Source organism: Bradyrhizobium sp. SZCCHNS3002 (genome assembly GCF_032377435.1).
Lineage (GTDB): Bacteria > Pseudomonadota > Alphaproteobacteria > Rhizobiales > Xanthobacteraceae > Bradyrhizobium.
The window spans coordinates 919,686-944,729 of record NZ_JAUHHY010000001.1 but is presented as its reverse complement, the minus strand read 5'-3'; the positions used below and the strand labels follow the sequence as shown (position 1 = coordinate 944,729).

The 25,044-nt window shown below is 66.4% G+C and carries 23 protein-coding genes; 17 read left to right on the top strand and 6 right to left on the bottom strand.

Going from position 1 to position 25,044, the window contains the following annotated elements; translation table 11 throughout:
• Genes ptsP through dhaK form a run of 3 tightly spaced genes read left to right on the top strand, consistent with a single transcriptional unit; the run spans position 1 to position 3,040 of the window.
• Positions 1-1,605, top strand: a complete 1,605-nt coding sequence (gene ptsP, locus QW845_RS04350; RefSeq protein WP_315800393.1) for a phosphoenolpyruvate--protein phosphotransferase — start codon at positions 1-3, stop codon at positions 1,603-1,605.
• Positions 1,602-2,054 (top strand): hypothetical protein, encoded by a 453-nt coding sequence (locus QW845_RS04345; RefSeq protein ID WP_315800392.1) that lies wholly within the window; start codon positions 1,602-1,604, stop codon positions 2,052-2,054. The genes ptsP and QW845_RS04345 overlap by 4 nt, the downstream gene beginning before the upstream one ends.
• Positions 2,051-3,040 carry a dihydroxyacetone kinase subunit DhaK gene (dhaK, locus tag QW845_RS04340; RefSeq protein WP_315800391.1) on the top strand — a complete coding sequence of 330 codons (990 nt, stop codon included), beginning with the start codon at positions 2,051-2,053 and terminating at the stop codon, positions 3,038-3,040. The genes QW845_RS04345 and dhaK overlap by 4 nt, the downstream gene beginning before the upstream one ends.
• A gap of 12 nt (positions 3,041-3,052) precedes the next feature.
• Here dhaK and QW845_RS04335 read toward each other — a convergent pair whose 3' ends face one another.
• Positions 3,053-3,829 carry a GntR family transcriptional regulator gene (locus tag QW845_RS04335; protein WP_315800390.1) on the bottom strand — a complete coding sequence of 259 codons (777 nt, stop codon included), beginning with the start codon at positions 3,827-3,829 and terminating at the stop codon, positions 3,053-3,055.
• Between the two features lie 66 nt (positions 3,830-3,895).
• Here QW845_RS04335 and QW845_RS04330 point away from each other — a divergent pair, with 66 nt between their 5' ends.
• Genes QW845_RS04330 through QW845_RS04305 form a run of 6 tightly spaced genes read left to right on the top strand, consistent with a single transcriptional unit; the run spans position 3,896 to position 11,354 of the window.
• Complete coding sequence (locus QW845_RS04330) at positions 3,896-5,215, top strand: M20 family metallopeptidase (RefSeq protein WP_315800389.1); 1,320 nt, start codon at positions 3,896-3,898, stop codon at positions 5,213-5,215.
• Positions 5,215-6,765 (top strand): ABC transporter substrate-binding protein, encoded by a 1,551-nt coding sequence (locus QW845_RS04325; protein ID WP_315800388.1) that lies wholly within the window; start codon positions 5,215-5,217, stop codon positions 6,763-6,765. The genes QW845_RS04330 and QW845_RS04325 overlap by 1 nt, the downstream gene beginning before the upstream one ends.
• Before the next feature lie 15 nt (positions 6,766-6,780).
• Complete coding sequence (locus QW845_RS04320; RefSeq protein ID WP_315800387.1) at positions 6,781-7,728, top strand: ABC transporter permease; 948 nt, start codon at positions 6,781-6,783, stop codon at positions 7,726-7,728.
• The gene (locus QW845_RS04315; protein ID WP_315800386.1) at positions 7,721-8,551 is read left to right on the top strand and encodes an ABC transporter permease; all 831 of its coding nucleotides are present in this window, start codon (positions 7,721-7,723) and stop codon (positions 8,549-8,551) included. The genes QW845_RS04320 and QW845_RS04315 overlap by 8 nt, the downstream gene beginning before the upstream one ends.
• Entirely contained in the window at positions 8,548-10,122 is a 1,575-nt protein-coding gene (nikE, locus tag QW845_RS04310) for an ABC transporter ATP-binding protein (RefSeq protein ID WP_315800385.1), read from the top strand. The genes QW845_RS04315 and nikE overlap by 4 nt, the downstream gene beginning before the upstream one ends.
• 17 nt (positions 10,123-10,139) lie before the next feature.
• Positions 10,140-11,354 (top strand): M20 family metallopeptidase, encoded by a 1,215-nt coding sequence (locus QW845_RS04305; RefSeq protein ID WP_315800384.1) that lies wholly within the window; start codon positions 10,140-10,142, stop codon positions 11,352-11,354.
• Between the two features lie 8 nt (positions 11,355-11,362).
• Here QW845_RS04305 and QW845_RS04300 read toward each other — a convergent pair whose 3' ends face one another.
• From QW845_RS04300 to QW845_RS04285, 4 genes are all read right to left on the bottom strand, one after another.
• Entirely contained in the window at positions 11,363-11,719 is a 357-nt protein-coding gene (locus tag QW845_RS04300; protein ID WP_315800383.1) for a carboxymuconolactone decarboxylase family protein, read from the bottom strand.
• Positions 11,720-11,727: 8 nt separating this feature from the next.
• Complete coding sequence (locus QW845_RS04295) at positions 11,728-14,949, bottom strand: efflux RND transporter permease subunit (RefSeq protein ID WP_315800382.1); 3,222 nt, start codon at positions 14,947-14,949, stop codon at positions 11,728-11,730.
• Positions 14,946-15,935 (bottom strand): efflux RND transporter periplasmic adaptor subunit, encoded by a 990-nt coding sequence (locus QW845_RS04290; RefSeq protein ID WP_315800381.1) that lies wholly within the window; start codon positions 15,933-15,935, stop codon positions 14,946-14,948. Before QW845_RS04290 ends, QW845_RS04295 begins: the two co-directional genes overlap by 4 nt.
• Before the next feature lie 125 nt (positions 15,936-16,060).
• On the bottom strand, positions 16,061-16,360 hold the full coding sequence (locus QW845_RS04285) for a metalloregulator ArsR/SmtB family transcription factor (protein WP_315800450.1): 300 nt from the start codon (positions 16,358-16,360) through the stop codon (positions 16,061-16,063).
• Between the two features lie 120 nt (positions 16,361-16,480).
• On the opposite strand from QW845_RS04285, the gene QW845_RS04280 reads away from it, so the two are divergent.
• The 5 genes from QW845_RS04280 to QW845_RS04260 all read left to right on the top strand — a co-directional run bounded on the left by QW845_RS04280 (position 16,481) and on the right by QW845_RS04260 (position 20,355).
• Positions 16,481-17,767 carry an FAD/NAD(P)-binding oxidoreductase gene (locus QW845_RS04280; protein ID WP_315800380.1) on the top strand — a complete coding sequence of 429 codons (1,287 nt, stop codon included), beginning with the start codon at positions 16,481-16,483 and terminating at the stop codon, positions 17,765-17,767.
• A complete protein-coding gene (trxC, locus tag QW845_RS04275) occupies positions 17,764-18,204 on the top strand; it encodes a thioredoxin TrxC (protein WP_315800379.1) in 441 nt (146 codons plus the stop codon). The genes QW845_RS04280 and trxC overlap by 4 nt, the downstream gene beginning before the upstream one ends.
• Before the next feature lie 61 nt (positions 18,205-18,265).
• Entirely contained in the window at positions 18,266-18,469 is a 204-nt protein-coding gene (locus QW845_RS04270; protein ID WP_315739305.1) for a DUF2892 domain-containing protein, read from the top strand.
• 37 nt (positions 18,470-18,506) lie between these two features.
• Complete coding sequence (ccoG, locus tag QW845_RS04265; RefSeq protein ID WP_315800377.1) at positions 18,507-19,952, top strand: cytochrome c oxidase accessory protein CcoG; 1,446 nt, start codon at positions 18,507-18,509, stop codon at positions 19,950-19,952.
• A 196-nt stretch (positions 19,953-20,148) separates the two neighbouring features.
• Positions 20,149-20,355, top strand: a complete 207-nt coding sequence (locus QW845_RS04260; protein ID WP_315712536.1) for a hypothetical protein — start codon at positions 20,149-20,151, stop codon at positions 20,353-20,355.
• A 22-nt stretch (positions 20,356-20,377) separates the two neighbouring features.
• Here QW845_RS04260 and QW845_RS04255 read toward each other — a convergent pair whose 3' ends face one another.
• A complete protein-coding gene (locus QW845_RS04255; RefSeq protein WP_315800376.1) occupies positions 20,378-21,016 on the bottom strand; it encodes a TetR/AcrR family transcriptional regulator in 639 nt (212 codons plus the stop codon).
• Positions 21,017-21,281: 265 nt separating this feature from the next.
• On the opposite strand from QW845_RS04255, the gene QW845_RS04250 reads away from it, so the two are divergent.
• From QW845_RS04250 to QW845_RS04240, 3 genes are read left to right on the top strand one after another with little or no spacing between them, the layout of a single operon-like run.
• Positions 21,282-22,142, top strand: a complete 861-nt coding sequence (locus tag QW845_RS04250; protein WP_315800449.1) for a xanthine dehydrogenase family protein subunit M — start codon at positions 21,282-21,284, stop codon at positions 22,140-22,142.
• Positions 22,139-22,672 (top strand): (2Fe-2S)-binding protein, encoded by a 534-nt coding sequence (locus tag QW845_RS04245; protein ID WP_315800375.1) that lies wholly within the window; start codon positions 22,139-22,141, stop codon positions 22,670-22,672. The genes QW845_RS04250 and QW845_RS04245 overlap by 4 nt, the downstream gene beginning before the upstream one ends.
• The gene (locus tag QW845_RS04240; protein ID WP_315800374.1) at positions 22,669-25,044 is read left to right on the top strand and encodes a xanthine dehydrogenase family protein molybdopterin-binding subunit; all 2,376 of its coding nucleotides are present in this window, start codon (positions 22,669-22,671) and stop codon (positions 25,042-25,044) included. Before QW845_RS04245 ends, QW845_RS04240 begins: the two co-directional genes overlap by 4 nt.

The following is a 25,044-nucleotide window of genomic DNA, read 5'->3' as shown; positions in this document are numbered from 1 at the left end:
ATGGAGCGGCGCGTTTTCGGGCGTGGGGCATCGGACGGGTTGGCCATTGGGCCGGCCGCGATCCTGCGTGCGCTGGAGGGTGCGAGCCGGAGGAAAGGGGCGATCGCCGAGGAGCATGCAGCGCTCGCCACAGCGGTCGCGCATGCACGCGAGGCCGTGGCCGAGCTGATCGGCAGGCTCGAGGGAGACGCGGCCGAGCTAATCGGCTTTCAGCTCGCGCTGCTCGAAGACGATGCGCTGACGGAGGCGGCTTACGTTCAGATCGAGGGCGGTGTCGCTGCGGATGCGGCCTGGCGCGCGGCGATGGCGGAGGAGATCGCGGGCTACGAGTCCGCTGACGACGAGTATTTTCGTGCTCGCGCCAGCGACCTCGGCGACATCCGGGACCGCGTGCTGCGGCACTTGTTTGGCCTGCCGCAGAACGGCGAAGTGCCGAAAGGAGCGATCGTCGTCGCGCATGATCTGGCGCCATCGGCGTTTCTCGCCATCGACTGGACCGGGGGCGGCGGCGTCGCGCTCGGCGATGGCAGCCCGACCAGTCACGTCGCGATGCTGGCGCGCGGCCGCGGCGTGCCGATGGTGGTCGGGCTCGGCGGCGATTGGGAGACGCTGGCAGGGGATCTGCTGGTCGATGGCGGTCGCGGTGTCGTCATCGTCGATCCCGGCGCGCACATTGTCGCCGCCGCGCGGGCGGAGGACGAGACGGTCTCGCGCCGCAGGGCGGAGGCAAGGGCGCGGCAGCACGAACCGGCACTGACGCGCGACGGCACCCGCGTCTCCGTCCTCGTCAACATCTCCGGCCCCGCCGACATGACGCTGCTTCCGGCGGCAGCCTGCGACGGCATCGGTCTGGCACGCACCGAGTTTCTCACCGGCAACCTGCTTCACGACGAGGAGGCGCAATATCACGCCTATGCCGAGCTCGTGCGCTGGGCCGAAGGCCGGCCGGTCACGATCCGCACGCTCGATGCCGGCGGCGACAAGCCGATTCCGGGCTACACGATCGATGGCGAAAGCAACCCGTTTCTTGGTCTGCGTGGCCTCCGCCTGTCCTTGCGTCATCCCGAGATCTTCCGCGTCCAATTGCGCGCGCTGGCCCGCGCCGCTGCGCTCGGACCGCTCAAGGTGATGTTGCCGATGGTGACCAATGCAGCGGAACTGGACGTGGCCCGTGACCATCTCCGCGCCGTGCTCGCCGAATTGGCCGGCGGCAACGTTGCGTTCGCCGCGCCGGCCTTCGGAATGATGGTCGAGGTCCCGGCCGCTGCGCTGGCAGCGCACGACTTCGCTGCGGACTTCTTCTCGATCGGCACCAATGACCTGACCCAATATGCGACCGCTGCCTCGCGCGACGGCGCCGAGGTCGCCGACTATGCCGACGTGCTGCATCCCGGGGTGCTGGCGATGATCGCCCATGTCGCGCGCGCTGGTCGCGCACGGGGCGTGGACGTCTCGATCTGCGGCGACGCCGCCGGTGATGTCAGGGCGATTCCCGCCTTGCTCGAGGTCGGTATCCGCGCGCTGTCGGTGTCGCCTGGCCTGCTGCCGCAGGTGAAGGCCGCGATCCGTGAGCTCGACCTCGCCAAGTCAGCAGAGGGCGCATGAGCGAGCCGGACGCATCGGGGGCTGCAAGCCCGCTCGCCGAGTACAAGGCGATCCTGCGCGCGGTCATCGACAGCCGTCCCTCCGGCACGCGGCAGCGGCTGGCGGAGGCAATCGGCAAGAACCGCAGCTTCATCTCGCAGATCGTCAATCCGGCCTATGCGACGCCGATCCCGCTGCAGCATCTCGAGACCATCTTCCACATCTGTCACTTCTCGCCGCATGAGCAGCAGGCGTTTCTGACCGCCTACCGCGCCGCGCATCCGGGCCGGCTGGACGAGGCCGAGGCGCAGCGGCCGATGCGGCGGCTCGTGGTCGAGCTGCCGGACTTCGGCGATCCCGCGCTCAACGCCCATGCCGACCGCATCATCACCGGCGTCGCGCGCGGCATCACCGCGCTGATCTCTGCCAACGAAAACCAGGACGAATCCGAGCCGGGAGGGAAGCCATGAAGAAGCTGATCAACGCCGTCGACGACGTGCTGACCGAGAGCCTGCAGGGATTTGCCGCCGTGCATGGCGACATCGTCACGCTTGGTGAGGACAACAAGTTCATACGCCGCAAGAGCCTCAAGCCGGGCAAGGTCGCATTGATCTCCGGCGGCGGCTCCGGCCACGAGCCGCTGCATGCCGGCTTCGTCGGGCCGGGCATGCTCGATGCCGCCTGTCCAGGCCAGGTCTTCACCTCGCCGACGCCGGACCAGATGCTGGCGGCCGCGCAGGCCGTGGACACCGGCGCGGGCGCGCTGTTCATCGTCAAGAACTACGAAGGCGACGTGATGAATTTCGCGATGGCCGCGGAGATGATGGAGGGCAAGGTCGCGACCGTGATCACCGACGACGACGTCGCGGTCGAGACCTCGACCTATTCGACCGGCCGCCGCGGCGTTGCCGGTACGCTGGTCGTGGAGAAGATGCTCGGCGCCGCGGCCGAGCAGGGCCGCCATCTCGACGCGCTGAAGGCGCTCGGTGACGACGTCAACAGGCGCACCCGATCGATGGGCGTGGCGCTGACGTCCTGCACGGTGCCGGCCGCCGGCAGGCCGACCTTCACGCTCGGCGAGGACGAGATGGAGATGGGCGTCGGCATCCATGGCGAGCCCGGCCGCCGCCGGGTCAAGCTGGCCTCCGCGGACGCCATCGCCGAGGAGATGATGGGCGCGATCCTAACCGATCTCGCAGCGAAGCCGGGAACGCCGTGCCTGCTGCTGGTCAACGGCTTCGGGGCCACGCCGGCGATGGAGTTGTACGTGATGGCCCATGCGGCGCGGCGCATCCTGGAAGGGCGCGGGCTCGCCATCGCGCGCGGGCTGGTCGGTTCCTACGTCACGTCGCTCGACATGGCCGGCTGCTCGCTCACCGTGACCGCGCTCGATGATGCGTCGCTGGCGCTGTGGGACGCGCCGGTGCACACCGCGGCGCTGCGCTGGGGCTGCTGACGCGATGCGTGCTCAGCGGATCTCGTTCGAGTAGTAGTGCTGCGCCGTCGTGGCGCGGTGCTGGCTGAGGATCGCCAGCGCGCCGGTCTGGTCGTAGGCTTCCTCGTCGATCACGAGCACGGCGCTCGGAGAGGGCAGGCCGAGCAGCTTGCGGTCCTCCTTGGTGGCGACCTCGGCTGTCACCTTCTCGCGCACCGCGGCGATCCGGATGCCATAGGCCTCGAGCAGATGGCGGTAGATCAGGGCAGGGACCTTCTTCGGCTCGCGCGCAAATCCCGGCACGCGGCTCCCGACCATCGAGATCCGCGAATGCAGCACCGGTGCGCCGGCGACGCGGCGGATGCGATGAAGATGCAGCAGCGGCTCGCCATCGGCCACCGCGAACAGCGCCGCTTCGTCCCGTTCGGCGGCGCGTGTCGTCACCGACAGCACCTCGGCCTCCGAGTGCAGCAGGCTGCCGTCCGCGCCGAGCAGGCGGAAGTACTGGAAGAAGAAGCTGAGCCCATGCTGCGACGCGCGGCCCGTCACCACCGTGCCGGTCTTGCGCCGGCGCATCAGCATGCCGCCCGCGGTGAGATCGGCCAGCGCGCGGCGGATGGTGCCGACGGCGACGCCATATTGATTGGCGAGCGCGACCTCGCCGGGCAGCACCGTGCCGGGCGGCATGTCGCCGATCAGGATCGCCTCGGCGATCTGGCGCTTGACATGCTCGTAGAGCGGCACCGGAAGGGCGCCCGGACCCGCGCCGACCCCGTCTGCCGCTTTGCTGGCCACAGCTGCCTTTTTCATGGAATTGACAAATGCCGCGTCGTGAATTCTATTTCTATATAGAATATAGGATTGAGCAGACCGCAAATGATTTCTGAGGGCATTCCAGCGGACCGGGGCGCGCGCAGTCTCGCCGGCGCTTTTGCCGCGATCGACGCCATGGCCGAGACGGCGGTCGAGGACCTGCGGAAGATGGTGGCGGTCGACACCAGCTTTCCGCCGGGGGCCGGCTACGATGCCTTTGCCGACGTGATGGAACAGCTTGCTTCGCCGCTGGCGCTGAATTGCGAGCGCGTGATCGTTCCGGAGGAGCTGTGGCGCGCACCGGGTTCGCACGGATCGCGCACCAATCTGGTCGCACGGCGTCGCTCCGGCAAACCGGTGCTCGGGCTCTATTTCCACGTCGATACGGTGCCGCCTGCGCCAGGCTGGGCCACCGATCCGCTGCAACTGGGCCGTGACGGTAATCGTCTGATCGGACTCGGCGCAGCCGACATGAAGGGATCGATCGCGGCGGCGCTGCTCGCGCTCCGCGGCGCGCAGCAGACCGGATTGCCGCTGGCCTATGATCCGATGTTGTTGCTGTGCACCGACGAGGAGGCAGGGCTTTATCCCGGCGTGCGTTACCTTGCCGAGCAGGGCCGTCTCGAAGGTCACATCCTCAACTTCAACGGCAGCGCCATGCCGCGGATCTGGGCCGGCTGCTTCGGCCTGTTCACGCTCACGGTGCGGGTTCACGGCAAGCCGGCGCATGCCGGCGAGCAGCGCCGCTCCGGCGCCAACGCGATCGAGGCGGCGCTGCCGATCCTCAATGCGCTCGCGGCCCTCAAACCGGTCATCGCGCAGCGGACGTCGGCATTGCCGCCACCGCCGCAGGCAGCCGGACCTCTCGCGGGGAGCCTGGACATCTCAGCCATTCATGGTGGCCAATGCGGTGGACAGATCCCTTCGCTGGTCGAGATTCTCGTGTGCCGCCGCTATGCGCCCGAGGAGGACTTCGCCACCGCACGCCGCGAGATCGAGGCGGCAATCCAGCGGGCCGCCGATGTCCTCGACGTCGAGATCATCCTCACCGGCCATCTGATGCCGACATCCGATCCCGGCGGGCCGCATTGGCCGCGCTGGCAGCAGGCGCTGTCGGCCGGCTTCGGCTACGCGGCGGAAGACTTCGCGCGCTGGGGGGCGTCCGGTTGCTCCGATTTCGGCTGGGTGCAGCAGGCCACGGGCGTGCAGGAGGTGCTGCTCACGGGCCTGGGAAAGCCCGATAGCCGCATTCATGCGCCAGGCGAATCCACGACGCTCGCCGACATCGTCGCATTGGCAAAGTCGGTGCTCGCCTATCTTGCAGCCGAGTTCCGTCCCGAGCTCTCTCCCGAAGCCATCACGCCTGAAAAGGACTTCGCCTGATGCCGTCCGTGACCCGTCGCCATTTTCTTGCCGGCTCCGCGCTCGTGCTTGGTGCTCTGCCGCAAGTCTCTCTCTCCGCCGAGGCGCCGAAGCGCGGCGGCGTGTTGCGGATCTCGGTCGATCAGGGCGCGGCGGTCATTCATCCGCTGCTCGCGCGTGTCAATCCGGAATACCTCATCACCGAGCTGCTCTATTCCAACCTGACCCGGTTGAAGCCGGACATGTCGGTCGAGCCGGACCTCGCCTTGTCCTGGCAGGCCGGCGCGGGGCTCACCGAGTGGACGTTCAAGCTGCGGCCCAATCTCAGCTTCCACGACGGCTCGCCGCTGACGGCGGAGGATGTCGTTTCGACCTTCAAGGCAATCCTCGATCCGAAGACCGCGTCACCGGCGCGCACCAATGTCGGCCCGATCAAGGACGTCGTCGCCGTCGATCCGTCGACCGTTCGGTTCACACTGTCGGTTGCCTTCGCCGATTTTCCGGTCGCGCTCGCCTACAACAATGCGCGCATCGTGCCTGCGAAGGTCGTTGCCGCTGATCTCGCCAGCCTTGCCACCAAGGCGAATGGTTCGGGGCCGTTCAAGCTCGTGTCCTACGAGCCGGACCGCAAGATCGTCGTCGAGCGCAACCCGGCCTATTACGATCCCGCGCGACCCTCACTCGATCGCGTCGAGATCCTCGTCTATCCCGACCGTACGGCTGAGGCGTCGGCTCTGATTTCGGGCGACATCGATCTCATGTTGTCGACCACGCCCGGCGAATATGACCGGCTCGGCAAGGCCAGTGGCGTCAAGGCGGTGCGGATTCCCTCGGGGCAGTTTCTGAACGTCAACATGGGCTGCGACCAGAAGCCCTTCAACGACGTTCGCGTGCGCCAGGCGCTGGCGCTGACTATCGATCGCGAGGCCATGGCCGGCTTCGTGGCCGGCGGCTATGGCACGCCCGGCAACGATACGCCGCTGAGCCCCGCCTACCGCTTCTATCAGGACAGCAAACTGAAGAAGCCCGACATCGCCAAGGCCAAGCAACTGCTCGCCGATGCCGGCTATCCCTCCGGGATCGACCTGACGATGGTGGCGTCCGACAAGCCGGACACGCGCACGCAGCTCGGTGTTGCGATCCGTGAGATGGCGGCGCCCGCGGGCTTCCGTATCAACGTTCAGACGATGCCGCACGCAACTTATCTCGACCAGGTCTGGAAGAAGGGCAATTTCTACGTCGGCTTCTACAACATGCAGTCGACCGCCGACGCGATCTTCAAGCTGCTCTACACTTCGGATGCGGCCTGGAATGAGACGCGCTGGAACAATGCGCGCTTCGACGAGATCGTCAATGCGGCGCGCAGCGAGACCGACGATGCCAATCGCGCCGCGCTCTATGCGCGGGCCCAGACGATGATGAGCGAGGAGGTGCCGTCGGTGATTCCGGTCTTCTTCGACATCCTGGCGGCGCAGCGCGCCTATGTGGAAGGATACCAGCTGCATCCGCGCGGGTCGGTGTTCCGGCTCGATCTCGTCTCGCTCGGCGCAGGCGCGCCCAAGCGCAGCTGAGGCGGGATCCGAGCGGTGTCATTCGCCTGGCTGCTGCGGCGGCTGCTCCTGATGGCCTACACGGTCGTCATCGTCAGCGTGCTGGTGTTCGCCATCACGCAGGCGCTGCCGGCTGATGCCGCGCAGACGCTGCTTGGCGAGAACGCCTCGCCGGAGGCGCTGGCCGCCGTTCGCGGCCGGCTCGGGCTCGACGACCCGGTCTGGCTGCAATTCGCGCATTGGGTCGCGCACGCGGCCATCGGCAATTTCGGCGTCTCCATGCGCACCGGCCTGCCGGTCGCGCCGGAGATGCTGACGGCGCTGTCTCGCTCGCTGCTGCTGGCAGCCGGCGCACTCGTCGTCACCCTTCTGATCGCGGTCCCGCTCGGAATCTTCGCGGCGCTCCGCAGGGGGCGGCCGGCGGATACGGCCGCCAGCGTGGTCGCCTATCTCGGGGTCTCCCTGCCGGAGTTCGTCACCGCAACCGTGCTCGCGCTGCTGCTGACCGACATCCTGCCATGGCTGCCGGCGACCGGCTACGTGTCGCCGCTGGAGGATACCGGGCTGGCGCTCCGCCACCTGATCCTTCCGGTCCTGACGGTGTCGGTCATTCTCGTCGCGCATGTGATGCGCATGATGCGGTCGGAGACGCTGGACGTGCTGCAGTCCGACTACGTCCGCGCGGCGCGGCTGAAAGGCCTGCCCGAGCGGACGGTGCTGGTGCGGCACGTGATGCGCAACGCGCTGCTGCCGGTCATCACCATCGTCGCGCTCGACGTCGGCTATCTCTTGGGCGGCATCATCGTCATCGAGGAGATCTTCGCCATTCCCGGCATCGGCCGCGCATTGATGATCGCCATCACCACCCGCGATCTGCCGTCGATCCAGGCCGGCGCGATGATCATGGCGGTCACCTATGCCATCACCAACACGCTGGCGGACGTCGTCTACGCGCTGCTCGACAGGCGGATCAGCTATGACTGAGCTGCTCGGCCGCATGATCCGGAAGCCGCAGGGCGCGATCAGCGTGACGCTGCTCGTTGCGCTCGCCGTCGTCTGCATTCTCGGCCCGTGGCTCGCGCCCTATGGGGCGGAGAAGATGGATTTTCTCGGCCGCTTCCGCGCACCGGGATGGCAGAACTGGCTGGGGGCCGACCAGTTCGGCCGCGACGTGCTGAGCCGCCTGTTGTCCGGAGCGCGCGCCACCGTTCCGATGGCGCTGGCGGCGACGCTCGCCGGCAGTGCGATGGGCGCCGTGATCGGCGTCGCATCGGCCTATCTCGGCGGCAAGGCCGACGAATTCATCATGCGCACCAACGATGCGGTGATGGCCATTCCAGGTCTTCTGATGGCGCTGCTGCTGGTCAGCACGCTAGGCAATGGGGCTATCAACGCGGTGATCGCGATTGCCTTTGCGTTTGCGCCGGGCATGGCGCGGGTCACGCGCTCCGTGGCGCTTGCGGTACGCAATCAGGACTACGTCAAGGCTGCCATCGCGCGCGGCGAGGCGGCCTCGCAGATCATTTTCCGCGAGATGCTTCCGAACGTGATGGGCCCGATCATCATCGAGGCCACCATCCGCGTGTCATTCGCGGTGATGCTGTTCGCGACGCTCAGCTTCCTTGGCCTGGGCGCGCAGCCGCCGGCGTCGGAATGGGGGCTCATGGTCGCCGATGCGCGCCAATACATGCGCCGGGCGCCGTGGCTCCTGATCGCGCCCTCGGCCGCGATCGCGCTGTCGGCGATCGCCTTCAATCTCGTCGGCGATGCCCTGCGCGACGCGCTGAATCCGCGGGACGATCGATGAAGCCGGCGCTCGCCATCACCAATTACGGGCTGGACTATGTCACCTCGGCGGGCGCCGTCGAGGTGCTGCGCGACGTGTCACTCGAGATCGCGCCCGGCGAGGTGCTCGGCCTCGTCGGCGAATCCGGCTCCGGCAAGAGCTCGCTGGCCTGGGCGTTGATGCGGCATCTGCCGGCCAATGCCCTGGAAGTCTCGGGTTCGCTGCGTCTGGGCGACCTCGACCTGCGGTCCCTCAGCCCGAAGCGACTGACCGCGGTCCGTGGCCGCCGCATCGGCATGGTGTTCCAGGACCCGTCGACAGCGCTCAATCCGACATTGACCATCGGCCGTCAGATCACCGAGGCGCTGATGCGTCATCGCGATTTGAATGCGCGGGCCGCCAGGGATCTCGCGATCGATCTGCTCGGCCATGTCGAGCTCCGCAATCCCGCGGCGGTGCTGCGGCGCTATCCGCACGAGATCTCGGGCGGAGAGAAGCAGCGTGTGATCATCGCGACGGCCTTCGGCTGCCGGCCCGATGTCATCCTGTTCGATGAGCCCACGACGGCGCTCGACGTCATCACCGGCGCCCGCATCATCGAGCTGTTTGCGCGGTTGCGGGCGGAGACCGGTGTCGCTGCGCTCTACATCTCGCACGATCTCGCGATGATGACCCGCGTCGCCGATCGCGTCGCAGTCATCCAACACGGCCGCATCGTCGAGCAGGCGCCCGCGTCCGATATCTTCCGCACGCCGCGGCACGACTACACCAAGGCGCTCATCGCCGCGGTGCCGCGTCCGGAACGGCGGCTCGTGAACGATCAGCCGGGCGCGGCCCTGGTGCTCGACGCACGCGGCATTGAGGTTCACTACGGCCGAGGCGGGCTGTTCCGTGCGGCGCCGCCGCCGGCGACCAAGGCCGTCGACGTCCACGTCCGCGCCGGCGAAATCGTCGGCCTCGTCGGTGAATCCGGTTCGGGAAAGTCGTCAGTCGCTCGCGCCCTCACCGGGCTCGCCCGCTTCGACGGCACGATCAGCTTCGACGGCCGGACGCTGCGCGGGGCTGGCGACATGAACCGGGCCTATCGTCGCGATGTTCAGATCGTGTTCCAGCACCCGGATTCCTCGCTCAATCCGCGCCATCGGATCGGTGAGATCCTGTCGCGTCCCCTGAAACTCTATGGCGGCGACGTCGCCGCCGTGCCGCGGCTCCTGGAGCAGGTGCGACTGCCGGCCTCCTATGCGATGCGCTGGCCGCACCAGCTCTCCGGTGGCGAGAAGCAGCGCGTCGCGATCGCGCGCGCGTTTGCGGCACGGCCGCGGCTCGTGATCTGCGACGAGATCACGGCGCCGCTCGACGTCTCCGTCCAGGCCCGGATCATCGAGCTGCTGCTGGCGTTGCGCGCCGAGACCGGCGCGGCCTATCTGTTCATTACCCACGACCTCAATCTGATCCGGCAGATCGCGCACCGCATCTTCGTGATGCGTCATGGCCAGCTCGTCGACAGCCGCGCCGCTGATGCTTTCGGCGCCGAAGACGTTCACCCTTACACCCGCGAGCTGATGGCGGCCTCGCCAGCGCCGGTTGGCTGACCGCAAGGATTGACCCGATGGACCGCAACGACCTGCTCGCCCGCATCGATATTCCCGCCTCGCTCGCGCTGCTGTCGCGCATGGTACAGCACAAGAGCTATTCGAAGACCGAGGGCGAGAAGCAGCTCGCGGCCTTCATGGCCGAACAGATGAGCGCGATCGGCCTGGATGCCGCCCTCGCTCCGTTCGGGGCCGAGGGCCGGGTCAACGCGGTCGGCCGCTGGCACGGCACCGGCGGCGGCAAGAGCCTGCTCTTCAACGGCCATGTCGATACAAATCCGGTGACCGAGGGCTGGACCGTCGATCCCTGGGCGGGGAAGGTCGACGACGACTTCATCTACGGCATCGGCGTGTCAAATATGAAGGCCGGCGACGCCGCCTATTTCTGCGCGGTCAAGACGCTGATCGAGGCCGGCGTGAAGCTGCGGGGCGATGTCATCCTGACGTATGTGGTCGGCGAGCTGCAGGGTGGAGTCGGCACCTATTCGCTGCTGGAGCAGGGGCTGCGCGCCGACTATTTCATCAATTCGGAGCCGACCGACCTCAAGGCGATGACGATGCATGCCGCGGCCTTCATGTTCATCATCGAGCTCGTCGGCAACACGCGGCATCTGTCGAAGCGCGAGGAGGCGGTGGACGCGATCACCGCCGCCTGCGATCTCATTCCGCGTCTCAACGCGATGCGGTTCTCCGGCGCGCGTTCGCCGGCACATGAGGCCATCAACCGCGTCCATGTCGGCGTCGTGCACGGCGCGCTCGGTCGTGAGTTGCACGAATGGCGCACGCCGCAGGTCGCGGATTTCGTCCGCATCAAGGGTTCCGGCCGTTACGCTCCAGGGCAGACCGAGCAGGGCGCGCTCGCGGACATGCGGCGCGAGCTCGATGCGCTGGAGGGGCGTTTTCCCGGCCTGAAGGCCCATCTGATGTCGGAGGACCGCGCCGGCGTGCCGACCATGCCGCCGTTCGAGGTCGCGCCGGACAGCCCGATCGTCCGTGCCGTCAACAATGCCTATCGCGTCGTGCGTGGCGCCTCCCAGCCGACCGGCCCGGTGGCGCCGAGCTGCTTCTACGGCACCGATGCCGGCCATCTCTATACGTATGGCGGCATGGAGGGCATCGTCTGCGGGCCGGGCGGCCGCTACAACACGATGCCGGACGAGCGCGTCGACATTCCCGATTATCTCGACATGATCCGCATCTACATGCTGGCCATTCTCGATATCTGCGACTGAACCTGCGCTCAGGCGGCGGTCGTCTGTTGCTGGAATTGCTCGAACGCCGCAATCGCATCGGCGGCATACATCAACGACGGTCCGCCGCCCATGTAGATCGCCATGCCGAGCGTCTCCTCGACCTCCTGCCGGCTTGCACCGAGACGGACGAGCGCCTCCGCGTGGAAGCCGATGCAGCCGTCGCACCGGACGGCGACCCCGATCGCCAGCGCGATCAGCTCTTTGGTCTTCTTGTCGAGCGCGCCATCAGCGGCGGCGGCCCTCGCCAATGCAGAGAAGCCCTGCATCACGTCCGGAATGTCCTTGCGCAGCGTCTTCAGGTTACCCGAGATGTCCTTGCAGATCTCGCTGTACAGTTTGGTCATGATAGCTCCTACGACATCTTCGTGGTGGGTTTGCCGGGCTCGCGCAGCGCGATGTAGATCGCGGGGATCACGAGCACGGTGAGCAGGGTGGAGGAGGCCAGACCGAACAGCAGCGAGATCGCCAGACCCTGGAAGATCGGATCGAGCAGGATCGTCGCAGCACCGATCATCGCCGCCAGCGCCGTCAGCAGGATCGGCTTGAAGCGCACGGCGCCGGCCTCCAACACGACGTCGCGCAGGGTCTTGCCCTCGCCGCCGCTGTGGCGGATGAAGTCGACCAGCAGGATCGAGTTGCGGACGATGATGCCGGCCAGCGCAATGAAGCCGATCATCGACGTCGCGGTGAACGGCGCGCCCAGCAACCAGTGGCCGAGCAGGATGCCGATCAGTGTCAGCGGGATCGGCGTCAGGATCACCAGCGGGAGCCGGAAGCTCTTGAACTGCGCCACGACCAGAACGTAGATGCCGAGGATGGCCGCGCCGAATGCGGCGCCCATGTCGCGGAAGGTCACGTAGGTGATCTCCCATTCGCCATCCCACAGCAGCGTCGGACGGGACTCGTCCGCCGGCTGGCCGTGGAAGCCGATCACCGGCTTCGGCAGCTTGCCCCAGTCATGGGCGTCGATCCGGTCGGCGACCGCGAGCATTCCGTAGAGCGGCGCCTCGAAGCGGCCGGCGAGTTCTGCCATCACCATGTCGGCAAAGCGGCCGTCGCGGCGGAAGATCATCGGCGACCCCTCTTCCATGGTGGCCTTCACCACCTGGCCGAGTTCGACGACAGTCTTGCTGCCGGGCAACGTGTTGGCGGGCACCGGCGTCGATGCCAGGGCCTGACTCCAGCTCTTGTCGTGCTTCGGCAGACGCACGGCGATCTCGATCGGATTGCGGTCTTCGCCGCGATGCGAGTAGCCGACCGAGACGCCGCCGAACAGCGTCTGGATCGTGTCGTAGACGTCTCGCTGCTCGACACCGAAGAACTCGAGACTGTCCTGGTCGATCGACAGCCGCAGCCGCGGCCGGCGCTGGCCGATGGAATCGTCGATATCGACGATGAAGGGAACGTCGGCGAAGACCTTCTTGAGTTCGGTGGTGACGGCGCGCCGGGTCGCCGCGTCCGGACCGTAGATCTCGGCGAGCAGGGTCGCGAGCACCGGCGGCCCGGGCGGCACTTCGACCACCTTGATGCTGGTGCCGGCAGGCACAGGGATGCTCTTCAGCCGCTGCCGCAACTCGAGCGCGATGTCGTGGCTCGCGCGCTTGCGGTCGCCGCGCGCGGCGAGATTGACCTGGAGCTCGCCGAGCTCGGGCCGTTCGCGCAGATAATAGTGCCGGACGAGGCCGTTGAAGTTGAACGGCGCCGCCGTACCGGCATAGCTCTGCACATTCGTTATCTCGGGCAGCCCATGCGCGATATCGGCGGCCGCGAACAGCGTGCGCTCGGTATCCTCCAGGCTCGCGCCCTCGGGGAGATCGACCATCACCGCGATCTCCGACTTGTTGTCGAACGGCAGCAGCTTGACGGTGACGGACTTGGTCGCGAACAGCGTCATCGACAGCAGTGTGGCGATGCCGACGCCGAGCAGGAAGATCCAGGCGGAGCGCTTGCTGGCGACGATCGGGCGCGCGACGCTGCGATAGATGCGTCCGAGACGGCCTTCGCCATGCGCGTCATGAGAGTCCGCAGAGGCGCTGGTCGACCTCGGCGCCAGCCGCAGCATCAGCCACGGCGCCACCACCATGGCGACGAAGAACGAGAACAGCATCGCCGCCGAGGCGTTGGCCGGGATCGGCGCCATGTAGGGACCCATCAGTCCCGACACGAACAGCATCGGCAGCAGGGCGGCGACCACGGTCAGGGTCGCGACAACGGTCGGATTGCCGACTTCGGCGACGGCCTCGATGGTGGCCTGCAGGCGCGGCCGGCCGTCATGCATGCCCCAATGGCGGGCGATGTTCTCGACCACGACGATGGCGTCGTCGACCAGGATGCCGATCGAGAAGATCAGCGCAAACAGGCTGACCCGGTTGATCGTGTAGCCCATCAGATTGGCGGCGAACATCGTCAGCAGGATCGTGGTCGGAATCACCACGAAAGTGACGAGGGCCTCGCGCCAGCCGATGGCGACCGCAATCAGCACGACGATCGAGATCGTGGCGAGGCCAAGATGGAACAGCAGCTCGTTGGCCTTCTCATTGGCGGTCTCGCCGTAGTCGCGCGTCACCGTGACGGCGACGTCGCTCGGAATGAGACTGGCCTTCAGCCCTTCGAGGCGCTGCGCGATGTCGTGCGACACCACCACGGCATTGGCGCCGGCGCGCTTGGCGAGCGCAAGACTTACCGCCGGCACCCGGTGCCAGTCGCCCTTGTCGTTGCGGGCGTCGTCCCAGACGCGGTGCTCGGCGAGATTGGGGCCGATGACCACGGTGGCGACGTCGCGCACATAGACGGGACGACCATCGCGCGTCGAGATCAGCAGCAGGCCGATATCCGGGATGCCCGTGAGCGTCTGGCCCGCGGCGACATTGCGCACGATGCCGCCGTCGCGAACGTCTCCGGCCAGGAACGAGCGGTTCGCGTCCTTCACCTTGGCGACGAGCTGCTGCAGGGTCACGCCGAACAGCGACAGCTTTTCCGGATCGGGCTCGACCCGGATCTGCTGGGCGCCGCCGCCGGAGATATAGGTCAGGCCGATATTGTCGACCTTGGTCAGCTCCGCCCGCAGCTTGTCGGCGAGCTCGTAGAGGTCCTTGTCGGACCAGCGCCCGGCGGCCTCCGGCTTCGGCGACAGCGTCAGCACGGTGACGGCGACGTCGTTGATGCCGCGGCCGACGATCAGCGGCTCGGGAATGCCGACGGGGATGCGGTCGAGGTTGGCGCGCAGCTTCTCGTGGACGCGCAGGATCGCGTCCTCGAACTTGGTCCCCACCAGGAACCGCGCGGTGACCATGACACGGTCGTCCTCGGTCTGGCTGTAGACGTGTTCGACGCCGTCGATCGCCTTGACGATGGTCTCCAGCGGCTTGGTCACGAGCTCGACGCCGTCGGGCGCACGCAGGCCGTCGGCGTTGACACGGATGTCGACCATCGGCACGCTGATCTGCGGCTCTTCCTCGCGCGGAATCACGACGACGGCGATGAGGCCGACCACGAGCGCCGCGAGCAGAAACAGCGGCGTCAGCGGCGAGGCGATGGTCGCCTGGGTAAGCTTGCCTGAGAGTCCGAGTTTCACGGCTGCACCAACTGGTCGCCGGCGCGCAGGCCGGACAGGATTTCAAGTCCATCGGGGAGATCGGCGCTCGGCAGAGCGCGTCCGCGCTGCACCGGAACGCTCACCTTCTGCGTCCCTTGCTGCAACTGGACATAGTCGATGCCGAACCGGGTCGTGACGTAGCGGGACGGAATCACGAAGGCGTCGCGCTGGCCGCCGGAGATCCAGACCCGCAGCCGGTCGCCGACGAAATACTGGCCGAGACCCGAGACGATCGCGTCCGCCACGACCCGGCCTTCCTCGATCTGCGGATAGACGAGGTCGATCACGCCCCATTTGTCGGAGCTGTCGCCGAACTCGGCGCCGTCGACCCGGACCTTGTCGCCGGCCTTGAGAAAGAGAGCGTGGCGCTCGGGCACGCGCAGTCGCAGCTTGAAGTTCTGCTGCGCCACCGTGACCACGGGATCGCCGGGCAGCACCACCGACCCGACGGCAACCAGCTTCTTCAACACGCGGCCGTCATCGGGAGCCAGCACCTGGCCTTCGCTCATCTGCTGGTTGACCACGGCGCGCTCGGCCGTCTTGGCCCGCAGCGCGTTCTCGGCGACGTTCAGCGCGGTGCGCGTCTCGTCGAGCTTGACCCGGGGCAGGGTGCCGCGCTCGACGAGGCCCTCGGTGCGGGTGAAGTCGATCTGCGCCTGGTTGGCTTGCGCCTGCAGCGCTTCGATCTGGGCGTCGAGCGATTTGATCTGCAGGGCCAGTTTGTCGTCGCCGATCAAGGCGATGGGCTGGCCGCGCTTGACCGGGTCGCCTTCGCGCACCGAAAGCTGCACGATGGTGCCGCCGATGCGGCCGCGGGCAGGGACCACGCTGATGCTCTCCACCGTCGCGAACACCGCCTTCTCGTCGGCGACCTGCCGCGGCGCCACCGTCAGCGTCTCCGCAAGGGCCGGCGCTGCCTGCCACGCCATCGCGGCGACCAAGCTCAGGACCGATAATCTGCGCATCCGCCTATTCCTGTCTGGTTTGATTCGATTTGTGAGATTGGGCGAGCCGTCCGCGGTCGGCTGCAGACATCTCACCTGGATGGGGGTTCCCGTTTGATATTGGTCAAGATGCCGGTCCGGCATCCTCATAGTCTCGGTCGCGGTCTCGGCCCGCAGTACACCTGATAGAGCGTCTTGAGGACCTCGCGGGCCGGATCGCTTGTGATCGAATAGTAGATCGTCTGCCCCTCGCGCCTGGCGGTGACCAGGCCGTCCTTACGCAGGAGCGCCAGGTGCTGCGACACGGTCGAATCGCGCAGGCCGAGAAACTCGGCCAGTTCTCCAACCGACCGCTCGTCGTCGACCAGCTGGCAGATGATCAGGAGGCGATGGCGGTTCGACAGCGCCTTCAGGAGGTCGCTGGCCTGGTCCGCCGCCGCTTCCATGATGTCAGCATCAATTTTCATAGTTGCGTATATACAGATATTCGAATATATAGTCAAGGCCGGCGGCGGCGCCGCGGTGACATGAAGCAAGAATGAATCAAGTGCGGATGGAGGATCCCAATGGCGGAAATCGTGGTGATCGGGGCGGGGCTGAGCGGCTCGCTGATGGCTTATGAAATGTTGCCGCAACTGAGGAGGGAGGATCGCGTGACCGTTGTCTCGCAGGGATCCTCCTATCATTTCGTGCCATCCAACCCATGGGTGGCCGTGGGCTGGCGCAAGCGCGACGAGATCGAGATCGATCTGGTCGACGTCATGCAGCGCAAGGGCATCCGGCTGCTGACGCAGGGCGCCAAGCGCGTGCATCCAGCCGAGAACCAGGTCGAGCTGACGGATGGCGGCATGGTGGCATACGATTATCTCGTCGTCGCCACCGGTCCCGAACTCGCCTTCGACGAAATCCCGGGACTTGGACCCGATGGGCATACGCAATCCGTGTGCCATGTCGACCACGCCGCTCATGCCAAGGCCGCCTTCGACAGGCTCGCCGAGAAGCCCGGGCCGGTGATTGTCGGTGCGGTACAGGGCGCCTCCTGCTTCGGCCCCGCTTACGAATTCCTCTTCATCCTGGAAACCGAGCTGCGCCGGCGCAAGATGCGCGACCAGGTGCCGATGACCTTCGTGACCTCCGAGCCCTATATCGGCCATCTCGGCCTCGACGGCGTCGGCGACACCAAGGGCCTGCTGGAAAGCGAGATGCGCGAAAAGCACATCAAGTGGATTACCAGCGCGCGCGTCACCAAGGTCGAGGATGGCCGCATGTTCGTGGAGGAGGTCGCCGACGACGGCACCGTCCGTAAGACGCACGAGCTGCCGTTTGCCTATTCGATGATGCTGCCCGCCTTTCGCGGCGTGGGAGCCGTCCGCGGCATCGACAAGCTCACCAATCCCCGCGGCTTCGTCGTCGTCGACAAGCATCAGCGTAATCCGACCTTCCCCAACGTGTTTGCCATCGGCGTCTGCGTTGCGATCCCGCCGATCGGGCCGACGCCGGTGCCGGTCGGCGTGCCCAAGACCGGCTTCATGATCGAATCGATGGTGACGGCGACGGCCTTGAACATCGGGGCGCTGCTGCGCGGCCAGGAGCCAAAAGCCGAGCCGACCTGGAACGCGATCTGTCTTGCCGATTTCGGTGATTCCGGCGTCGCGTTTCTGGCCCAGCCGCAGATCCCGCCGCGCAACGTCAACTGGTCGTCGAAGGGAGAGTGGGTGCATTACGCCAAGGTCGCCTTCGAGAAGTACTTCCTGCGCAAGATGAGGCGCGGGACGCCCGAGCCGTTCTACGAGAAGTTCCTGCTCGACCGGCTCAACATCGCCAAGATCAAGGAGGTCAGGACCGGGACATGAGCAACGGTTTGCAGATCGTGTGCGGCCATTGCGGGCAGATCAACCGTCTGCCCGCGGACCGGGCGCCGACGCAGGGGAAATGCGGCAAGTGTCATACGCCGCTGTTCGGCGGCCATCCGATCGAGGTCGACCAGGCCGCGTTCGAACGTCATGTCGCGCATAGCAGTTTGCCGCTGCTCATCGACGTCTGGGCGCCGTGGTGCGGTCCATGCCGTGCGATGGCGCCGATGTTCGCGCGCGCGGCCCAGGAGCTGGAGCCGCGTGTTCAACTCTTGAAGCTGAACTCGGACGAGGCGCCGGAGGTGTCGGCACGGTTCGGCATCTCCGGAATTCCGACCATGCTGCTGTTGCAGCAGGGGCGGGAGCTGGCGCGGATCTCGGGTGCGATGGACTCGCAACGAATCGTCGCCTGGGCACTGTCCGGCCTGCGGCAATAGCCGTACCGCCGGGCAATCACTTGCTTGATTACGCTCAAATGCAACCATGAAGGAATATGTCATGAACGTCGACAAAGCGGTTCTCACCTTCGCAGGGATCGTCGTCCTGCTCAGTCTGGCGCTGGGTTGGTACGTCAGTCCCTACTGGTTCTTGCTGGCGGCCTTTGCTGGCGTGAACATGATCCAGGCCTCGTTCACGGGCTTCTGCCCGGCAGCGATCGTCTTCAAGAAGCTGGGGCTCAAGAGCGGCAACGCGTTCTCCTGAACCGATCGGAAGGACGGCAAGATGAAGCGGGGATATCATGGCTGACTCGGACGACACCTATATTGTCGGGCCGCTCTACAAGGCGCGCGACAAGGTCTATCCGGCGGCCGTGCACGGCCGCTTCCGGCGCATCAAGTGGACGATCCTGTGCATCACGCTCGGCATCTACTACCTGCTGCCCTTCGTCCGCTGGGATCGCGGACCCGGCATGCCGAACCAGGCGGTGCTGGTCGATTTCCCGCACCGCCGGTTCTACTTCTTCTTCATCGAGCTGTGGCCGCAGGAGGTCTACTACTTCACCGGCCTGCTCATCATTGCGGCGGTCGCCCTGTTCCTGATGAACGCGGTCGCCGGCCGGCTGTGGTGCGGCTATCTCTGTCCGCAGACGGTGTGGACCGACCTGTTCTACGCCGTCGAGCGCTGGGCCGAGGGCGACCGCCGTGAGCGCATGCTCAGCGACAAGCGCGGCTGGACCTTCACCCATATCCGCCAGGTTGCGCTCAAGCACTTCCTCTGGATCATGATCGGCTGGTGGACCGGCGGCGCCTGGGTGCTGTATTTCGACGATGCGCCGACCCTGGTGAAGGACCTTGCCACCTTCCAGGCGCCGTTCACCGCCTATCTCTGGATCGGCATCCTGACGGCGACGACCTACGTGTTCGCCGGTCACGCCCGCGAGCAGGTCTGCATCTATATGTGCCCGTGGCCGCGCATCCAGGCGGCGCTGACCGACGAATGGGCGCTCAACGTCACCTACAAGGGCGACCGCGGCGAACCGCGCATGTCGGTCAAGAAGGCGGAAGCCGCACGGCTGCAGGGCGCACCCGCCGGGGACTGCATCGACTGCCACCAATGCGTCAACGTCTGCCCGACCGGCGTCGACATCCGCCACGGCATCCAGCTCGGCTGCATCCAGTGCAGCCTGTGCATCGATGCCTGCGACAGCGTGATGACCCAGATCGGCCGTCCGACCGGCCTGATCGGGTACGACACCGACATCAACGTCCAGCGCCGCAAGGAAGGCAAGCCCGAGATCTACCGGATCATCCGGCCGCGCACGATCATCTATGCGAGCTTCATCGCGATCGTCGGCGGGATCATGCTGTACTCGCTGGCGACGCGCGGCACGATGGGCATCAACGTGCTGCATGAACGTAACCCGCTGTTCGTGCAGTTGTCGGATGGCGGCGTCCGTAACGACTACACGGTCCGTCTGCTCAACAAGCGCGGGCCGCGCGACTTCGTGCTGGACGTCGTGGGGCTTCCGAACGCGAAGGTGACGGTGGCCGGGGAGACGCGCGAGCAGGACGGTCGCATGGTGATCGATGTCGGTCAGGATCAGACCCGCGAGATCCGCATGTCGATCGAGGCCAAGGGGGCCGACCTTCCCTCCGCGCCGGTGGACATCGAGATCAAGATCACGGATCCGGCGACCGGGACGTCGGTCAGCAAACGCGATCACTTCGTTCCAGCGACACGATAGAGCAGTGTCGTTCGATCGCCGACCGCGAGGCATCGCCGACAGTCCGTCGGCTCATCGGGACTGATCGAGGGAGGAGCGGTCGCTCCTCCCTCGATTGCTGAGTCCGGTTGTTCCAAATCAATGCCGCCTGGAGGCCGCAGGCAGAGCATTCTCGCGTCAAGGGATCGAAAGCTTTCCTACTGGCGGAGAAGGACAGATGTTCAAGGTCGCAATTCTCATCTGGGTCATGCTGGGCACGGTGCTGGCCGGCAGCGCGGTGACGGCATTGTTGACGGTGCAGGGGCTGGTCGCGAGTCCGATGAAAGACCTGCCGTTGGCGGCGCTGGTCGGATTCGTCGTCGCCATGCCGCTATCGTATCTCGTCGCCGCGAAGATCAAGGGCGGGCGCGGCCGGACGGCGTGACGGTCATCGACGATGGGCCGGATCATCGTAATGGTCCGGCCTGATCGTCGTGCAGCAGTCGCGGGAGTGCCAGTCTGGCGCCGTCCATGAAGAGGTCGATCGCATCACGGACGGTCTGCTCGAGATCGGATGGAACGGGTGTTTCGTAGATGAACTTTCGGATCGCGAGATAGAAGATGCGTCCGTGCAGTCCCCAGAACATCTCCGCCTCGCGGCTGCCGAGGGGGTGGGTCGCGGTGTCCGGAAGCTGCAGTTCATGCCGCAGCTCGATCGCGGCAGGCTCGATGATCTCGCGCCGGACGAGGTCGAGATAGCGGCCGGTGATGCCGAACGACTTCATGCCGGAGAACACGAAGATCCGCACCCAGTTGTATTCGAACACGCGCGCCACGTAGTCGAGATAGAAGCCGGTCAGTCGCGCCTTGAGCGGATGGCTGCGATCGCGGATCAGCGGGCCCCAGTCCTGCGACCAGCGGCTCAGATAGACCTCCTGATAGACGCGTTCGATGAGGGCTTCCTTGCTGGGGAAGTGCCGGTAGATCACCGAATGCGCGATGCCCATGCGCTTGGCGAGTTCCCGCGTCTGGCCTTCGAAGCCGCGCTCGGCGAAAAAGCGGATCGCTTCATCCACGATCAGGCGCTCGCGGTCGGCAGCGCGCATGTTGCGGCGCCTCGCCTGTGGGCGGCCGTCGGTTTTGCGCGGGCGTCCACCAATGCGGCCCTTCGTCTCAACGCTCGCTGTCTTCGGAGTCCTGGCCATGGTCTCAATCGATTGTGGCGACAAGCCTGTCTGATACCCGAAAGCAGATTTGTGACCAATCGTTCGTTTCTGGTTGACCGCACTGCCGCCGCGTGCAATTCTTTTGAGACCAGATGGTTACAAATCTGGAATTTCGGGCTGGCGAGCCCTGGCGGCGAGGAAACGGATGAAAGCGAGGGCTTTCAGCTATTTTCGTGCACACACGATCGGCGAGGCGCTCGAAGCTCATGCGAGCGCCGGCGACGATGCGCGATTCATTGCCGGTGGCCAGAGCCTGGTTCCGGCGCTGGCGTTGCGTCTCCAGGCCCCGCGAACTCTGATCGATATCAACCACATTGCAGAGCTGCGCGGCATCACGCGGGACGGCGAATGGTTGCGGATCGGCGCCTTGACCCGACACTGCGAGATGCTGACCGATCCCTTGATTGCCGAGTTTGCCCCGCTGTTGCGTGCCGCGGCGCCGTTCGTCGCGCATCCTGCCATCCGCAATCGCGGGACCTTTGGCGGCAGCGTCGCGCTGGCCGACCCGGCCTCCGAATTTCCGGCGATGGTGCTGGCGCTCGACGCCGAAATCGAGATTGCCGGCGCGTCCGGCCTGCGCCGCGTCAAGGCCGACGACTTCTTCACCGACCTTTTTGAGACTGCGATCGCGCCCGGCGAGCTCCTCGTTGCGGTTCATGTTCCTCTCTTCAAAGCCGGTCAGCGCATCGCGTTCGATGAGCTGGCCCGCCGGCGCGGCGACTATGCACTGGTCGGTTGCGGTTTGCTCGCGACCTGCCGGGGCGATCTGATCGAGCGCCTCCGCATCGCGTTCTTCTCGGTCGGCAATATCCCGACCCGTGCGAGACGGGCGGAGGCAGTCCTCACGGGCAGCCGGATCGATGCGGCACGGATTGCGGCCGCGCAGGCCGCGCTCGACGACGATCTCGCGCCTGCTGACATCGACGATGTTCCGGCGGCGATGCGCCTGCATCTGGCGCGCGTTCTGCTCGGCCGGCTGCTGGGACGGATCGGAGAAGCCGCATGAACGCGCCGGTCGACGTCGAGACCGAGGAGCAGGTCCGTATTCGCCTCATCGTCAACGGCCGCAAGGTCGCGTGTGACGTCGCGCCCCGCGACACGCTGGTGGATTGTCTTCGCCAGCAGCTCGAATTGACCGGCACGCATGCCGGTTGCGAGATGGGCGCCTGCGGCGCCTGTCTGGTTCAGCTCGACGGCGCTGCCGTGCATGGTTGCCTGATGTTTGCCGTGCAGGCCGATGGTGCGCGCATCGAGACCATCGAGGGGCTCTCGGAGAGCGGCGTGATCGCCGACCTGCAAGCCGAGTTTCATCGGCGCAATGCGCTGCAATGCGGGTTCTGCACGCCGGGCATGCTGATCACCGCTCATGAGCTGTTGACCCATTCGGCACAGCCGAGTCGCGAGAGCATCCGCGACGCGCTTTCGGGCAATTTCTGCCGCTGCACCGGATATGAAGCGATCGTTGACGCCATTGCCGCGGTCGCCGAGGCACGGGCGGCAACGGCATCGCAGGGCGCGGAGGGCTCGTCGCCATGACCGCGCCGCTGACCTCGCTCGACCGTCCGAATTCCTATATCGGCCGCTCCGTGCCGCGTCCGAATGCGAAGCGGCTGCTCGCCGGACGCGGGCACTATGTCACCGACATTCGCCTGCCGCGCATGCTGTACGCCGCCTTCCTGCGCAGCCCTTATGCTCATGCACGCATCACCGGCATCGAGGTCGATGCGGCGCGGGCGTTTGCGGGCGTTCATCTGGTCGCGACCGGCGCTGATCTGGCGAAGATCTGTACGCCATGGACCGGAACACTCGATCATTTCAAGGGCATGACGTCCGAGCCGCAGCTGCCGTTGCCGCCCGATCGCGTCGTCTGGGCCGGCCAGGCCGTGATTGCCGTGGTTGCCGAGAGCAGGGCGATCGCGGAGGATGCGCTGGAGCTGATCTCGGTCGGTTACGAGGAGCTGCCGGCGGTGGTCGATCTCGACGCCGCGCGCCAGCCGGGGACACCGCGGGTCAATCCGGCTTCCGCGTCCAACGTCTGCTTCCGCACGCAGCTCGACAGCGGCGGCGTCGACGAGGCCTTCGCGGCAGCCGCGCACGTGATCGAGCAGGAATTCAGCTTCGGCCGTCATACGCCGGTGACGCTCGAGCCGCGCGCCATCGTCGCGGACTATGATCCCGAGGGCGGTGCGCTGACGGTGCACCATGCGACGCAGACGCCTTATCAGTTCCAGGATCTGTACTCCCGCCATTACGGCATCCCGGAAGCCAGCGTGCGCGTGATCGCACCGGATATCGGCGGCTCGTTCGGCATGAAGCTGCATGTCTATCACGAGGACATGGCGGTCGTCGGATTGTCGATCCTGCTCGGGCGCCCGGTCAAATACGTCGCCGATCGCATCGAGTCCTTCGTCTCGGATATTCATGCCCGCGATCACCATGTCCACGCGCGCATGGCCGTTGGTACCGACGGCAAGATCCTCGCCATGGATGTCCACGATGCCACGGCGATCGGCGCGTTCTCGACCTATCCGCGCACCAGCGTCGTCGAAGGCAACCAGGTCATCCGCCTGATCGGTGCGCCCTATGATTTCAAGTCCTATCGCGCCGCGCTCGAGGTCGTATTCCAGAACAAGGTGCAGACCAGCCAGTATCGCGCGGTCGGACATCCCATCGCCTGCGCGGTCACCGAGCGCATGGTGGATCTCGCCGCTGCCCGCGTCGGGCTCGATCCAATCGCGATGCGCGCCAGGAACGTGATTGCCGACAATGCCTATCCGACGGCGTCGCCGACCGGCTACAGGTTCGAGGCGCTGTCGCACGAAGTCTGCCTGCGGCGGCTGCGCGAGATCATGGACTATGACGCGCTGCGGGCCGAGCAGGCCGAGCTGCGCCGGCGCGGTATCCATCGCGGCACCGGCATCGCGACCTTCGTCGAGATCACGAACCCCAGCCCGGCCTTCTACGGCGTCGGCGGCGCGCGCATCTCGTCGCAGGATGGCGCGACCGTCAGCCTGACGCCGTCGGGCGAGGTGCGCTGCGCGATCTCCGTGACGGAGCAGGGGCAGGGCACCGAGGCGATCATCAGCCAGATCGTCGCCGAGCAGCTCGGCCTCGCCCAGGAGCACGTCAAGATCATCACCGGCGATACCGAGGTCACGCCGCATGGTGGTGCGACCTGGGCCTGCCGCGGCGCGGGCATCGGTGGCGAGACGGCACTGCAGGCCGCGCGGAAGCTCAAGGCAAACATTCTGGAGATTGCCGCGCTGGTGCTGCAGGAGCAGCCCGCCGCGCTCGACGTCGTCGATGGCCAGATCGTCAGTGCCGCGACGGGGCAGCCGCGTCTGCCGGTCGCCGAGATCGCGCGCATCGCCTATTTCCGCTCCGACACCTTGCCGCCGGGCACCCAGGCGCAACTGACGGTCAGCCATCATTTCGCGCCGCAGGGCTACCCCTTCGCCTTCACCAACGGCATTCAAGGCTGCTATCTCGAAGTCGATGTCGAGACCGGCTTCATCAGGCTGCTGAAGCACTATGTCGTCGAGGACTGCGGCCGCATCATCAATCCGATGCTGGTCGACGAGCAGTTGCGCGGCGGTGTCGTTCAGGGTCTGGGCGCGGCGCTGTTCGAGGAATGCCGTTACGGTGAGACCGGCCAGTTGCTCAACGGATCGCTGGCCGACTATCTGGTGCCAATGGCGATGGAGATGCCGGACATCACCATCGATCACGTCGAGACGCCGACGGCGGACACCATTCTCGGCGCAAAGGGCTGCGGCGAGGCCGGCACCGCCGCTGCCTCGGCCTGCGTGCTGAATGCGGTCAATGATGCGCTGATGCCCTTCGGCGCGACCATCAACACCATCCCGATCACGCCCGCGCGCGTGCTCAAGGCGCTCAACCGGTTCTAA